Below are 13,198 nucleotides of genomic sequence, written 5' to 3' on the forward strand. Positions count from 1 at the left end.
CCCCGTGGGGGAGACTAAGGGCATGCCCATTCACGAAAACCTGCTGGGGGGACCGCCCCCCACCCACCTCCCCGACGACCCCGAGCCCCGCGAGGCGCTCGCGGCCGGTACCGCGCCGGCCGATGTGGCCGCGAAGCACCCGACGTCCTCGCTCGCCTGGGCGCAGCTCGCGGACGACGCGTTCGAGGGCGGCCGGGTCGTCGAGTCGTACGCGTACGCCCGTACCGGCTACCACCGCGGTCTGGACGCGCTGCGCCGGGCCGGCTGGAAGGGCCACGGCCCGGTGCCGTTCGAGCACGAGCCCAACCGCGGCTTCCTGCGGGCGCTGCACGCCCTCGCCCGGGCCGCCGGCGCGATCGGTGAGCAGGACGAGTACGAGCGCTGCACGCAGTTCCTGAAGGACTCCTCGCCGACGGCCGCCCAGACCCTGGGCTGACCCGCCGGACCCGCGGAGCACCCGCCGTGGCCCGCCTGGCCCCCTGACCAGGCGGGCCTTGCACTTGCCGGGGACCATTGCGGAAGATGCCCGGTGGGGACCGGGGCCCCCGTGCCGGATTCGGCAGGGGCGGACCGCTACCCGGAGTACGTTTCGAGGAGACAGCGATGTCCCACGAGGTAACCGGCGGGGCTCAGGAGCCTGAGACCCCGAACCTCGACTTCGCAGGTACCACCCCGTACGAGGACTACGTCCAGGCGGACGTCCTCACCCATCTCCAGCACCCGCTCTCCGAGGATCCCGGCGAGATGGTCTTCCTGGTCACCACCCAGGTCATGGAGCTGTGGTTCACCGTCATCGTCCATGAATGGCACACCGCGGCCGAGGCACTGCGCCGTGACGACATACCGGTGGCCGTCGACGCGCTGCGGCGCTCCGCCTACGAGCTGGAGGCGCTGAACGCCGCGTGGAAGCCGCTGGCCAAGCTGACCCCGGCCCAGTTCAACGCCTACCGCAGTGCGCTGGGTGAGGGCTCCGGTTTCCAGTCGGCGATGTACCGGCGGCTGGAGTTCCTGCTCGGTGAGAAGTCCGCGTCGATGCTGGTGCCGCACCGCGGCGCCCCGCGCGCGCACGCGGAGTTGGAGAAGGCGCTGCACGAGCCGAGTCTGTGGGACGAGGTGCTGCGGCTGCTGGCCCGCCGCGGCCACCCGGTCCCCGCGGCCGTACTGGAGCGGGACCCGGCGCAGCGCTACGAGCCGGACCCGGCGGTGGAGGCCGTCTGGGCGGAGATCTACGCGGGGGACCAGGACTCCGAGCTGGTCCGGCTGGGCGAGGCGCTGACCGAGGTCGCCGAGCTGGTCTGGCGATGGCGCAACGACCATCTGGTCGCGACCCGGCGGGCGATGGGGGCGAAAATGGGTACCGGTGGTTCCGCGGGCGTCGCCTGGCTGGAGAAGCGGGCCCGCAAGAACGTGTTCCCCGAGCTGTGGACGGCGCGCAGCCATGTCTGAGACCTCCGAGACCCCCGCCGCTCCCGCATCCGGGAGTGAACTGGCCATACGTGCACGGGAGTTGGACGCCGCCGATCCGCTCGCCGCGGTCCGTGAGCGTTTCGTCCTCGACGACACCGTCTATCTGGACGGCAATTCGCTCGGCGCGCTGCCCCGCGCGGTGCCCGGCCGGATCGCCGACGTGATCGCCCGCGAGTGGGGCGAGCTGCGCATCCGCTCGTGGACCGAATCCGGCTGGTGGACCGCGCCCGAGCGGATCGGCGACAAGATCGCGCCGTTGATCGGGGCCGGCCCGGGCCGGGTGGTGGTCGGCGACTCGACCAGCGTGAACATCTTCAAGGCCGTGGTGGGCGGCGTCCGGATGGCCGGGAAGGGCTGCACGGAGATCCTCGTCGACGCCACGACCTTCCCGACCGACGGCTACATCGCCCGGTCGGCGGCGCGGATGACCGGGCTCGCGGTGCGGCCGGTGGAGCCGGCCCGGATCGCCGACGAGGTCACCGAACGCACCGCGGTCGCGCTGGTCAACCACGTCGACTACCGCACCGGCCGGCTCAACGACCTGCCCTCCATCACCACCGCCCTGCACTCCGCGGGCGCGCTGGCCATCTGGGACCTGTGCCACAGCGCGGGCGCGCTGCCGGTCGGCCTGGACGCGTACGGTGTGGACCTCGCGGTCGGCTGCACGTACAAGTACCTCAACGGCGGCCCGGGTTCGCCGGCGTACCTCTACGTCCGCGAGGGTCTCCAGGAGCGGTTCGAGTCGCCGCTGCCGGGCTGGAACTCGCACACCGACCCGTTCGCGATGGACCCCGGCTACACCCCTGCCGACGGCATCCGGCGCGGCCGGGTGGGCACCCCCGACATCCTGTCGCTGCTGGCGCTGGAGGCGGCGCTGGAGGTCTGGGACGGGGTGTCGATGGACGCGGTGCGGGCCAAGAGCCTGGCGCTGACCGACTTCTTCCTGGAGTGCGTGGACGCCTATGTGCCGCCGGGCCGGGTCCGTTCGGTCACCCCGGCCGACCACCGGCAGCGCGGCAGCCAGGTGGCGCTCGCCTGTACGGGCGCCGGTGAGGTGATGGACGAGCTGATCCGGCGCGGCGTGGTGGGCGACTTCCGCCGCCCGGACGTGCTGCGCTTCGGCTTCACCCCGCTCTACACCTCCTTCGCCGACGCGGAGCGGGCGGCGCGGGTGCTCGGCGAGGTGCTGGGCGCGCAGCCGGACGCGGTGGTGCCCGGAGCCGGCGGGTGAGCGCGGCGGACGAGGAGTCGGCGCTGCTGGGGCTCGCCCCGGTGGCGCCGGACCGCACCGTGTCCTACGGGCCGCACCCGGACCAGGTCGTCGACCTCTACGGTCCGTGGGACGCCGGTGCCGGTCGGCCGGTGGTGCTGCTGCACGGCGGGTTCTGGCGGGCGGCCTACGACCGGCGTCATCTGTCGCCGCTGGCCGCCGCGCTGGCCGGGCAGGGGCGGCCGGTCGCGCTGGTCGAGTACCGCAGGGTCGGGGCGGGCGGCGGCGCGCCGGAGACCTTCGAGGACGTGGCGGCCGGCGTCGACGCGGTCGTGGCGCAGGCTCCCGGTGCCGGCGGCCCGGTGCTGGTCGGGCACTCGGCGGGCGGCCACCTCGCGCTGCTCGCCGCGGCCCGTCCCGGCACGCCGGTCGCCCGGGTGCTGGCCGTCGCGCCGGTGGCCGATCTGGCGCGCGCCCATGAGCTGGGCCTCAGCGACGGGGCGGTGGCGGAGCTGCTCGGACCGGGCCCGGGGCTGGCGGAGCGGCTGGCCGTCGCCGATCCGGTGCGCCGTCCGCCGGCCGGCGTCCCGGTGACGATCCTGCACGGCACCGACGATCCGGACGTCCCGCCGGAGCTCTCCCGCCGGTACGCCGCGGCGCACCCCGCCGGCACGGAGCTGCGGGAGCTGCCGGGCGTGGGGCACTACGCCCCGGTGACGCCGGGCACCCCGGCCTGCGCCACGCTGTGCGGGCTGCTGCCGGGGCCCGTTCCGCGGTGATCCCCGGCTGATCTCCGGTACCGCGCCGACCAGGTAGTACTTGAGACGGACCCCGGCAGATCCCCATTGGTGGGGACGCCCGGCGGTCCGTCTCTGCTTACCGTTGTCTGCGTGAACGAGAAGACTCAGCAGCAGGGCTCCCTGCGCTCAGAGGCCCGGATAGCTCATGGTGCGCTGCATCGGCTGCGCCAGGACCTGTTCGTCGACGCCTTCGCCTTCCGTCCGATGCCGCCGCTGGAGGACGCCAAGGTGAACCGGTGGGTCTCGTGGCTGCCGGAGCGGCTGCGGCACTGGGCGCGCTGGCTGCCGCACCTCATCGTCGGATGCTTCTCGGCGCTGGTCTTCCTGGCGACCCTCGCCACGGTCCACGGCGTCGGGCCGGTGCAGAACGTCCTGGCCGCCGGCTTCAGCCTGCTGGTCGCCGCCGGGCCGGCGATCACGCTCTTCCGGCCGGTGGGCGCCTTCTGGCTGTCGCTGTGCGCCTTCGGGCTGTCGGTGTTCGCCGCCGCGGCGCTCTCCCCCTACACCTCCTACTTCGCCGCCGCCCCCTTCATGACCCTGCTCGCCACGATGGTCCTCGTGGTGCTGCGCACCCGCCCGCGGCTGGCGGTGGAGATGTGGCTGGTCACCTTCGCGCTGGCGGCGGTGCTGACGGCGTTCACCGGCGGGGACCCGGGCGATATGCCGCCGGTGGCGGTCTTCGCCGGTGTGGTGCTGATCTCCGCCGCCGCGGTCCGCGCCTGGCGCGAGGAGCGCCGGACGGTCGTGGAGACGCAGACCGTGACCGCCGAGGAGCGGTCCCGGCGCACGCTGCTGGAGGAGCGCGCCACCATCGCCCGAGAGCTGCACGACGTGGTGGCCCACCACATGTCCGTGATCGCGATCCAGGCCGAGGCGGCCCCCTACCGGGTCGAGAACACCCCGCCCGAGCTCGCCACGTCCTTCGCCACGATCCGCGAGAACGCCGTGGCCGCGCTGACCGAGCTGCGTCGCATCCTGGGCGTGGTCCGCTCCGAGGATCCGGACGCGTTCAGGGAGGTGGACCCGGAGGCCCCGCAGCCGACGCTGGCCAGCCTCGATTCGCTGCTGGACAGCGTCCGCGGCGCCGGACTGACCGTCGAGGCGGTGATCACCGGTGCGCCGCGTCCGCTGCCGCAGGGCGTGGAGCTCTCCGCGTACCGGATCGTGCAGGAGGCGCTGAGCAACACGCTGCGCCATGCGCCGGGCGCCGAGGCCCGGGTGGAGATCTCCTACGTCCTCGGCGGGCTGGGCCTGCGGATCGTCAACGGCGCCCCGAGCCGGCTGGCCAAGCCCTCCCCGGGGGCGGGTCACGGTGTGCTGGGCATGCGCGAGCGGGTGCAGATGCTGGGCGGCGAGATGACCGCCGACCACACCGAGGACGGCGGCTTCGAGGTCGCGGCGTTCATCCCGGTCGCTCCGTCCGAGACCACCACGAAGGGGGGTGCGGCATGATCCGGGTGCTGATCGTCGACGACCAGGTGATGGTCCGCGAAGGGTTCTCCGTCCTGCTCAATGCCATGCCGGACATCGAGGTCGTCGGCGAGGCCGTGGACGGCCGCCAGGCGGTGCGGAAGGTCGCGGAGCTCAAGCCCGACGTCGTCCTGATGGACATCCGCATGCCGGAGATGAACGGGCTGGACGCGACCCGCGAGATTGTCGCCGCCGATGCGGACGCCAAGGTCCTGGTCCTGACCACCTTCGATCTGGACGAGTACGTCTACCAGGCGCTGCGCGCCGGGGCCAGCGGCTTCCTGCTCAAGGACGCCTCGGCCGGCCAGCTCGCGGAGGGCGTGCGGATCGTCGCCTCCGGCGAGGCCCTGCTGGCCCCGACCGTCACCAAGCGGCTGATCTCGGAGTTCTCCCGGCTGGGCACGCCCCGCGCCCCCGCCCAGGAGCGCATCGCCGATCTGACGGAACGCGAGACCGAGGTGCTGGTGCTGGTCGCCCAGGGCCTGTCGAACGGGGAGATCGCGGCCCATCTCGTCGTCGCCGAATCGACGGTGAAGACGCATGTCAGCCGCATCCTGGTGAAGCTCGGCCTGCGCGACCGCACGCAGGCGGCGGTGTTCGCGTACGAGGTCCGGTTGGTGACGCCGGGGGCCTGAGACCGGTCCGACGGGGCGAGGTCCGAGCCGGATCCGAACGACTGTCGTCCCTCGGTCACATTTCTGCGTCGCGATCCGTCAGGGCGGTGACAGCAACATCAAGGCCCTAAAGGAGACGGCGATGGAAGCACGTTCGATCACGGCTGAGGTCCCGATGGTTCCGCGGATGACCGAGGACCCCGCGGAGCTCGTGCCCGAGCTGGCAGCGGTGTCGGCGGCGCTGTTCAAGGCCACCGGCAACGGTTCGGTACCGCGCTCCACGATCGGTCTGGTCCAGCTGCGTGCCGGCCAGATCGTCGGCAGCACCTACCTGACGGTTCTGCACACGGGCTTCCTGCGCAAGGCCGGGGAGTCGGAGGAGCGCATCACGTCGGTGGCCTCCTGGCAGGACTCGCCGTACTTCACCGGTGCCGAGCGTGCCGCGCTGGCACTCGTGGAAGCCGTGCTGCAGCCGTCGGCGCACGGCGAGAGGGTCTCCGACGAGCTGTATGCCCAGGCAGCGGAACACTATGAGGCCAAGGCGCTCGCCACCCTGATGTTCGCGATCGGCCAGGTCAATTTCTTCATCGCCGTGGCACTCATCGCCAAGCCGGTGCCCGGCCGGTCGTTCACCGACCCGTGGAACTGAGAGCGCCTGGGGAAGCCCGACCCTGGATCCACAGCCTGTGGACGCGAGTACGCCGCCGGAGTCCGCTACAGCTCCGGCGGCGTACGTCTGTGGGGTGTTTCACGTGAAACGGCGGCGTACGTCGGCGAGTTGGGGTTTCACGTGAAACGGCGGCGTACGTCCGTGGGCGGCCGTTTCACGTGAAACGGCCGGACGGGTCAGTCGAGGTCGCGTCGGCGGAACCCGGCCAGGCCGGCGGCGAGGAACACCGCGGAGAGTGCCAGCAGCCAGACGAAGGGGCTCGCGGTGGCCTCGGCGCCCGGGAGCTTGGGCAGATGGCCGTAGGGCGAGAGGTCCATGGCCCACTGGGGGAACTTCAGCGACGGCCCGATCCAGCCGAGCGCCAGGCAGCCGCCGACCACCGCCCACACGGCCGTGGTGGCCCGGGGCAGCAGCCCGAAGGTCAGCACCGCCAGACCGGTGAGCGTCCAGACCGCCGGGACCTGGGCGAGCGCGGCGGCCAGCACCGGCCCCACCCGGCCGCCGGGGTCGCCGACCGAGATGCCGTACGAGACGCCGAGCGCCAGTCCGCCGAAGCCGAGGACGACGACCGTGCCGGCGTAGGCGACGAGCAGGTGGCCGGCGGCCCAGCGGAGCCGGCCCACCGCTCCGGCCAGCACCGGCTCGGCCCGGTCGGCGGTCTCCTCGCCGCGCAGCCGGAGCACCGCACCGGCCGCGTAGATCGCGGCGACCATGCCGAGCATGCCGACCATCGTGGCCAGGAAGGCGTCGGTCAGCCCGGCCTGTCCGCCCATCCGCTCGAAGATCTCGCGGGTCTGCCGGTTGCCGCCGACCATGTCGGACGCGCCCTCGGCGATCCCGCCGAAGACCACGCCGGCGCACACGTAACCGAGCGTCCAGCCGCCGAGGGTCGTCCGCTGCAGCCGCCAGGCCAGGCCGAACGGGCCTGCCAGGGAGCGCGGAGCGACCGCCGGACCGGGCCGGGCGGGCAGGAAGCTCATGCCGAGGTCGCGGCGGGCGGTCAGCGCGTACGCGGCGCCCACGGAGAGCGCGGTGCCGGCCAGGAAGAGCAGCAGCACCCACCAGCGCTCGTCGGCGTACGCCCGCAGGTTCTCCGCCCAGCCGAGCGGCGAGACCCAGGTGAGCGGGGAGTCCGCGGTGGCGTCGGCGGCATCGCCCGCGCCGCGCAGCGCGAAGGCGAGGCCGAGCACCGCACCGGTCAGTCCCTTCGCCATCCGCGCGCTCTCGGTCAACTGGGCGGTGATGGCGGCCAGTCCGGCGAAGAGCATGCCGGTGCCGCCGATGGCGAGCCCGAGTGCCAGCGAACCGGCGGCCGGCCGGCCGGACCGGGCCAGCCCCGCCGCGATCAGCACGACGAGCGCGGCATTGGCGAGCAGCGCCGCCAGCAGGGCCGCGGTCAGCGGTGCCCGGCGGCCCACCATCGCGGCGGACAGCAGTTCCTGACGTCCCGTCTCCTCCTCCTCGCGGGTGTGCCGGACGACGATCAGCAGGCTCATCACCGCGGCGAGCACCGCCCCGAACCCGGCCATCCGCCAGGCGATCAGACCGCCGAGGGAGTCGCTGAAGACGGGGCCGTACAGCGCACGCAGCGAACCGTTGGCGGTCATCGAGCCGGCCAGTTCGGCGCGCTCGGCGGCGGTGTCGTAGAGCGCCTCGAAGGACGAGCCCATGCTCGCCACGACCAGGCCGAGGCAGAGCACCCAGGCCGGGATCATCACCCGGTCGCGGCGCAGGGCGAGCCGCAACAGCGCGCCGGTACCGGCCAGTTGGCGCGAGCGGGCGGTGCCGGCGGGCACCGCGGCGGCCACGGCGGTCATCGGCTGACCCCCGTCTCGTCGCGGTCGGCCCCACCCCGTACGTCGGTCCCGCCCCGTACGTCGTCCTGGTAGTGCCGCAGGAACAGCTCTTCCAGGGTCGGCGGGGTGCTGGTCAGGCTGCGCACCCCGGAGGTGCCCAGCGCGCGCAGCACGGCGTCGAGCTTGTCGGTGTCGACCTGCAGCCTGACCCGGTGCCCCTGGATGTCCAGGTCATGGACGCCGGGCAGCGCGCCCAGTCCATTGGGTTGCCCGGCCAGTTCGGCCACGATCGACGTACGGGTCAGGTGCCGCAGCTCGCCGAGCGAACCGGACTCGACCGTCCGCCCCTTGCGGATGATGCTGACCCGGTCGCAGAGCGCCTCGACCTCGGACAGCACATGGCTGGAGAGCAGCACCGTACGGCCGCGGTCGCGCTCCTCGGCGACGCAGGTCTGGAAGACCTCCTCCATCAGCGGGTCGAGCCCGGAGGTCGGCTCGTCGAGGATCAGCAGATCGACGTCCGAGGCGAACGCGGCGACCAGGGCGACCTTCTGCCGGTTGCCCTTGGAGTACGTGCGCCCCTTCTTGGTCGGGTCGAGCTCGAAGCGCTCCAGCAGCTCGTCCCGCCGCCCCCGGTCCAGGCCCGCCCGTCGCCCGCCACCACCCTTCCACGGGAGGCGCTTCGCGCCGCTGCCTTGATGGAGCCGCCCGTAGAGATCGATGACCTCGCCGCCGGAGAGGTTGCGCCACAGGGTGACATCGCCGGGGACGTAGGCGATGCGGCGGTGCAGGGCGACGGCATCGTGCCAGGGGTCGCGGCCCAGGAGCCGGGCGGTGCCGCGGTCGGCGCGCAGCAGGCCGAGCAGCACGCGGATGGTGGTGGACTTCCCGGCGCCGTTGGGCCCGAGGAAGCCGTGTACCTCACCGGCCTCGACGGTGAGGTCGAGGCCGTCCAGCGCATGGGTCCGCCCGAAGGACTTGTGGAGACCCTCGACCCGGATCGCGGGAGCGGGGGCGATTGGCTTGGTCATGCTTTGGAAGCTACGCTAGTTTCATAAATTTGTGAAGTTAAGAAACCATATAAAGTTGAGCGGGTGGCGCTGATCAGGGAAGGGTGGCGCTGATCAGGGGAGAGGATGCGGACATGAGCAATGCGGAACGTGCGGCCGGAACGGACGGCGGCGACGGGCGGGGGGCTGCCGACGACCCGCGCGCCCGGGAGGCGATCTCCCAGTTCGTCGAGCGGTTCGCGGCCCAGTTGGTGGACGCCGGAATGGCCCGCATGCCGGCCCGCGTCTTCGCCTGCCTGCTCGCCTCCGACTCCGGCGTGCTGACCTCCGCCGAGCTGGGCGAACGGCTCCAGATCAGCCCCGCAGCGGTGTCCGGCGCGGTGCGCTACCTCTCCCAGGTCGACATGATCAGCCGCGAGCGCGAGCCGGGCTCCCGCCGCGACCGCTACCGCGTGCACAGCGACCAGTGGTACGAGGCGCTGACCCGCCGGGAGAACGTCCTCGCCCGCTGGGAGGGCACCCTGCGCGAGGGCGTCGAGAGCCTCGGCCCCACCTCCCCGGCCGGCCGCCGGCTCAACGAGACCCTGGTCTTCTTCGAATTCCTGCAGAAGGAACTGCCCGCCCTGCTGGACCGCTGGCGCGACCACCGCGACCAGCTGCGCGCGGCCTACGGCGGCACCGAGGACTGAGCGGGGCAGGGGGGCTGAGCGGGGCACGAGGCTTGAGCGGTACGGCCCAGGGCCCGCCACTCACCCCCGCCACTCACCCCCGCCGCGGCAGCTGCAACCGCCAGGCCCCCGGCTGCACCGTCCACGTGCGGGTCCGTACCGGCCCGCCGACCACCGCGTCCGCCCGGTAGTGGAAGTCCGCGCCGGAGACCGTCACCGCCCGCGCCCGGGCCCGTACCGGGTGGCCACCGCCCGGCCAGTGCACCACGACCTCGGCCAACTCCCCGTCGCCGTCCCGGCCGTCCCCCCGGCCGTCGCCGCCCCCCACGCCACGACCGGCCCCGGCGCCCGGCCACCCCGCCCCGGCCCGCCCGCCCGGCACCACCGAGACCCCGCGCACCGGCCGGTCCAGATCCGCCAGCAGCACCCCGTCCGCCTCGATCCGCAGCCGCTGCCCCGGCACCCGCACGCGCCGGCCGCCCGCCGCCCCGGCCTCCGTACGCAACGCCCCCCAGCGCCCGGCCGCCGGGGCCAGCAGCGCCAGGGCCGTCCGCGCGGTCCGGGCGGCCGGCCCCCACCACGGCCCGTTCCCGTCGGCACCCGGCGCCCCGGACTCCGTACCCGGCGCTCCGGACCCCGTACGCGGCGCCCCGGAAGGCACCGCACCCGAAACCCGCTCCCCGGTGTCCACCGGCCCGGCCGCACCCGGCACGAACACCCGCCCCGGCCCGGCCACCGCCCGCCGTCCGCCGTTCCGTCCCCCGTCCCGCCCGCCCGGGATCCGCAGCCCGCCCAGCACGATCCCGCCGCTGTCGTCCGTCAGCAGGTCCATCGCCCGCTCCGCGCCGTCCAGCACCGTCCGCGCCGCGGCGACGGTGTCCTGCGGGACGCCCAGCGACCGGCTCAGCGCCACCGCGGCCGGCGCCCCCACCGGGACCATCGACACCGGCACCCCGGCCAGCTCCCGTTCCTTGTGCAGCAGCCCCACGACCTGCAACAACGCCCGGTCGTCGCCGATCACGACCGGCCGCCGCTGCCCCCGCCGGGCCAGCGCCCGCGCGAACTCCTCGGGCCCCTCCGGCAGGCAGATCTTCGCCCCCGCACCCCCCGCGCCCGCACACAGCACATCCCGGGCGATCCGTACGGATTCCCCGTCCGTACTGCGCGCGACCGGATCGATGACCACCAGCAGGGGGCACCCCCGAACGGAGTCCACGGGAGAGTGCCCAGAAGGCTGCGCCGACACCTCGGTCCTTCCTCAGGTAGCATCTCGGTGCAAGAGCCCCTTGCGCTATTGCGCCAGGGGCTTCGTCTATTCCGGGGCACCGGTTCGACGGCTTGAGCGATGACGGACGCGTGAACACGCGGGCGTCGCGCCATCCACGCACGTTGGACATGCCCCGCCCGGAAGGGGTGTACGCCTGTGCCCGCACTTGTGCTGCTCGGTGCTCAGTGGGGTGATGAGGGCAAGGGGAAGGCCACCGACCTGCTCGGTGGATCCGTCGATTACGTGGTGCGCTACCAGGGCGGCAACAACGCCGGCCACACGGTCGTCGTGGGCGACCAGAAGTACGCGCTGCATCTCCTCCCCTCCGGAATCCTCTCGCCGGGGTGCACCCCGGTCATCGGCAACGGTGTCGTCGTCGACCCGGCGGTCCTGCTCTCCGAGCTGAGCGGACTCAACGAGCGCGGCGTCGACACGTCCAAGCTGCTGCTCAGCGGTAACGCGCACCTGATCACGCCGTACAACATCACCGTCGACAAGGTGACGGAACGGTTCCTCGGCAAGCGGAAGATCGGCACCACCGGCCGCGGCATCGGCCCGACCTACGCCGACAAGATCAACCGCGTCGGCATCCGCGTCCAGGACCTCTACGACGAGTCGATCCTCACGCAGAAGGTCGAGGCGGCGCTCGACGTCAAGAACCAGCTGCTGACCAAGCTCTACAACCGCCGCGCCATCGAGGCCGGCCAGGTCGTCGAGGAGCTGCTCGGCTACGCCGACCAGATCAAGGGCTACGTCGCCGACACGACCCTGATCCTCAACAACGCCCTCGACGAGGACAAGGTCGTCCTCTTCGAAGGCGGCCAGGGCACGCTGCTCGACATCGACCACGGCACGTACCCCTTCGTGACCTCCTCGAACCCGACCGCCGGCGGCGCCTGCACGGGCACCGGCGTCGGCCCGACGAAGATCAGCCGGGTCATCGGCATCCTCAAGGCGTACACCACCCGCGTCGGCGCCGGCCCGTTCCCGACCGAGCTCTTCGACGAGGACGGCGAGGCACTGCGCCGCATCGGCGGCGAGCGGGGCGTCACCACCGGCCGCGACCGCCGCTGCGGCTGGTTCGACGCGGTCATCGCCCGCTACGCGACCCGCGTGAACGGCCTGACCGACTTCTTCCTCACCAAGCTCGACGTGCTCACCGGCTGGGAGCAGATCCCGGTCTGCGTGGCGTACGAGATCGACGGCAAGCGCGTCGAGGAGCTGCCCTACTCGCAGTCCGACTTCCACCACGCGAAGCCGGTCTACGAGACCCTGCCGGGCTGGTCCGAGGACATCACCAAGGCGAAGTCCTTCTCCGACCTGCCGAAGAACGCCCAGAACTACGTCAAGGCACTGGAAGAGATGTCCGGCGCCCCGATCTCGGCCATCGGCGTCGGCCCCGGCCGCGACGAGACGATCGAGATCAACTCGTTCCTGTCGTAGGGACCGGCTGAACACCAGGGCCCGCGCACCGTCCGCAGAGGACGGGGCGCGGGCCCTTGTACGTGCGCCCCATGTGCTCGAACGGGTGATCTGGGGCGGAATATGCCACCGGCACTGTCCCTGCCTGGCGACACTGGCCTTCCTCTCGAAAGGAGTGCAGCATGACGGTTATGGCCGAGCGCACGTCATACATGTCGGTGGAGGAGTTCGAGCAGATCGCCTCCGCCGCGCCCGAGACCGTCACGTTGGAGTTCATCAACGGACGGATCGAGGAAAAGCCGATGGCCGACGGGGACCACGACACGATCATCATGTGGCTGCAGAAGCGTTGCATGCAGCACCGCCCCGATCTCTGGCTGCATGCGACCGGCCGCGGCGTGAAGGTCGAGGCATACCGCCAAGGTCGGGCCCGGCCGGATGGCGTCCTGGCGGCGGACGAACACTTCCTCGGGCACGGTGAGTGGTCGGACCCCGACGGTGTCCTGATGACCGTCGAGGTCACCTCGTACGACGGCGACACCGAGCGCCGCGACCGGCACGAGAAGCCGGCCGCCTACGCAGCGGTGGGCATTCCCATCCACCTCCTTGTGGACCGCGACTACTGCGAGGTCGTCGTCCACACCAACCCCGACCCTGAGCGGGGCCGTTACCTCGACATCCACCGTGCCCCCTTCGGCGAGCAGGTCACCCTCCCCGACCCGGTCGGCATCACCCTCGACACCGAGGCTCTGAAGAACTACGTGCGCTGACGGCACGGCGCGGGGGCTGTCGCCTTCGCGCTGG

Annotated in this window: 13 protein-coding genes; 10 read left to right on the plus strand and 3 right to left on the minus strand. The window is 72.6% G+C overall.

The features are described 5' to 3' along the window. Positions 1-22 precede the first annotated feature (22 nt). The 7 genes from AB0G35_RS32750 (at position 23) to AB0G35_RS32780 (ending at position 6,210) form a co-directional block, all read left to right on the plus strand. Positions 23-436 (plus strand): DUF3151 domain-containing protein, encoded by a 414-nt coding sequence (locus AB0G35_RS32750; RefSeq protein ID WP_360957006.1) that lies wholly within the window; start codon positions 23-25, stop codon positions 434-436. A 167-nt stretch (positions 437-603) separates the two neighbouring features. Continuing rightward, positions 604-1,446 (plus strand): tryptophan 2,3-dioxygenase family protein, encoded by an 843-nt coding sequence (locus AB0G35_RS32755; RefSeq protein WP_360957008.1) that lies wholly within the window; start codon positions 604-606, stop codon positions 1,444-1,446. Beyond that, positions 1,439-2,698 carry a kynureninase gene (gene kynU / locus AB0G35_RS32760; RefSeq protein ID WP_360957011.1) on the plus strand — a complete coding sequence of 420 codons (1,260 nt, stop codon included), beginning with the start codon at positions 1,439-1,441 and terminating at the stop codon, positions 2,696-2,698. Before AB0G35_RS32755 ends, kynU begins: the two co-directional genes overlap by 8 nt. Continuing rightward, a complete protein-coding gene (locus tag AB0G35_RS32765; RefSeq protein WP_360957014.1) occupies positions 2,695-3,456 on the plus strand; it encodes an alpha/beta hydrolase in 762 nt (253 codons plus the stop codon). The genes kynU and AB0G35_RS32765 overlap by 4 nt, the downstream gene beginning before the upstream one ends. Before the next feature lie 111 nt (positions 3,457-3,567). After that, entirely contained in the window at positions 3,568-4,929 is a 1,362-nt protein-coding gene (locus AB0G35_RS32770) for a histidine kinase (RefSeq protein ID WP_360957017.1), read from the plus strand. Beyond that, positions 4,926-5,582 (plus strand): response regulator transcription factor, encoded by a 657-nt coding sequence (locus AB0G35_RS32775; RefSeq protein ID WP_360957020.1) that lies wholly within the window; start codon positions 4,926-4,928, stop codon positions 5,580-5,582. Before AB0G35_RS32770 ends, AB0G35_RS32775 begins: the two co-directional genes overlap by 4 nt. Before the next feature lie 121 nt (positions 5,583-5,703). After that, the gene (locus AB0G35_RS32780) at positions 5,704-6,210 is read left to right on the plus strand and encodes a carboxymuconolactone decarboxylase family protein (RefSeq protein WP_360957022.1); all 507 of its coding nucleotides are present in this window, start codon (positions 5,704-5,706) and stop codon (positions 6,208-6,210) included. A gap of 197 nt (positions 6,211-6,407) precedes the next feature. On the opposite strand, the gene AB0G35_RS32785 is transcribed toward AB0G35_RS32780, so the two are convergent. Next, entirely contained in the window at positions 6,408-8,048 is a 1,641-nt protein-coding gene (locus AB0G35_RS32785; RefSeq protein WP_360957025.1) for an ABC transporter permease, read from the minus strand. Then, a complete protein-coding gene (locus AB0G35_RS32790) occupies positions 8,045-9,058 on the minus strand; it encodes an ABC transporter ATP-binding protein (RefSeq protein ID WP_360957028.1) in 1,014 nt (337 codons plus the stop codon). The genes AB0G35_RS32785 and AB0G35_RS32790 overlap by 4 nt, the downstream gene beginning before the upstream one ends. 113 nt (positions 9,059-9,171) lie before the next feature. Between AB0G35_RS32790 and AB0G35_RS32795 the strand changes: the two genes are divergently transcribed. Then, positions 9,172-9,726 carry a MarR family transcriptional regulator gene (locus AB0G35_RS32795; RefSeq protein WP_360957031.1) on the plus strand — a complete coding sequence of 185 codons (555 nt, stop codon included), beginning with the start codon at positions 9,172-9,174 and terminating at the stop codon, positions 9,724-9,726. 73 nt (positions 9,727-9,799) lie between these two features. On the opposite strand, the gene AB0G35_RS32800 is transcribed toward AB0G35_RS32795, so the two are convergent. Further along, positions 9,800-10,921: a hypothetical protein gene (locus tag AB0G35_RS32800; RefSeq protein ID WP_360957034.1), complete on the minus strand. Its 1,122-nt coding sequence runs from the start codon at positions 10,919-10,921 to the stop codon at positions 9,800-9,802. Positions 10,922-11,128: 207 nt separating this feature from the next. On the opposite strand from AB0G35_RS32800, the gene AB0G35_RS32805 reads away from it, so the two are divergent. Further along, entirely contained in the window at positions 11,129-12,415 is a 1,287-nt protein-coding gene (locus AB0G35_RS32805) for an adenylosuccinate synthase (protein ID WP_360957037.1), read from the plus strand. Positions 12,416-12,576: 161 nt separating this feature from the next. Further along, entirely contained in the window at positions 12,577-13,164 is a 588-nt protein-coding gene (locus tag AB0G35_RS32810) for a Uma2 family endonuclease (protein ID WP_360957040.1), read from the plus strand. The last annotated feature ends 34 nt before the right edge of the window (positions 13,165-13,198 follow it).

Source organism: Streptomyces sp. NPDC021749 (assembly GCF_040640655.1).
Lineage (GTDB): Bacteria > Actinomycetota > Actinomycetes > Streptomycetales > Streptomycetaceae > Streptomyces.